The sequence below is a fragment of the Faecalicatena contorta genome (assembly GCF_021531995.1).
In the GTDB taxonomy this organism is placed as follows: domain Bacteria; phylum Bacillota; class Clostridia; order Lachnospirales; family Lachnospiraceae; genus Dorea_A; species Dorea_A contorta_A.
Genome location: NZ_JAFBIZ010000272.1, coordinates 1 through 858 on the forward strand (window position 1 = coordinate 1; position 858 = coordinate 858).

Consider the following 858-nt stretch of genomic DNA (forward strand, 5'->3'; position numbering starts at 1 on the left):
GTATAACTAACATGATTAATTTTTTAAAATTAAATGGTTTTCATAAACTTTGTATTTTAACACCAGCATATTTTTCTGTGGAACAAAACTGTAGGATATTTCATCTACCATTTGAAAAAATCCCCTTAGTATTTCATAATGGTCAATATTCTATTCCGCTTGAATACATACTAAGAAACAATTTTGATTCTGTATGGATTACATCACCGATCTATTCCACAAGTAAAGTGTTTGATGAGGTACAAGTAAGCCATATTAAACAGTTAATTGATAGGCATATATTAGTAATAGCAGATGAAACATTGGCATTACCGGGTCAAGAACTTGCACGGGTAATGCCAATAAATAACTATTTTTATTCAATATATAGTCCACATAAACCTTTATTTATAAATAGTATAAAGTTTTCAGCTATCCTATGTCCTCTTGAAAATGACGATTTTCTTGAACAATGGATTGATGTGCTAGGGGGAGGACTCCTTCATAGCAATATTTCGGCAGTTTTTCACTTTTTATCACCGAACTATCAGCAATGCCTTGAGCGTTGTTTAGAGTGGTATACAAAAGGAATTGCAGTTATTGAATCTGTTCTTCAACAGATTCCTATTGCATATTGTGACACAACTGACCTTGGTTCTTATAAAACTATTTATATAAAATCCTCTTTGCATAATCCTAATAAGATTGAAAATATAAAACGTTTAATTGATACCCAGTATGTTTCATATATCCCAGGAGTGTTCAACGGATTTGAAAGCAACCACGCATGTTTTAGAGTAAACTTATCACTTGATCCTTTTGAGATGGAAAATGCCTTATATCGGATTTTAAATTACTATGCTTGAATATTAATACGGT

At 31.4% G+C, this 858-nt stretch carries 1 protein-coding gene; it reads left to right on the top strand.

Features of this window, described 5'->3' with window-relative positions; genetic code table 11:
• A partial coding sequence (locus JQM82_RS15885) for a hypothetical protein (protein ID WP_235251389.1) occupies window positions 1-845 on the top strand: 845 nt, incomplete at its 5' end.
• Window positions 846-858 lie beyond the last annotated feature (13 nt).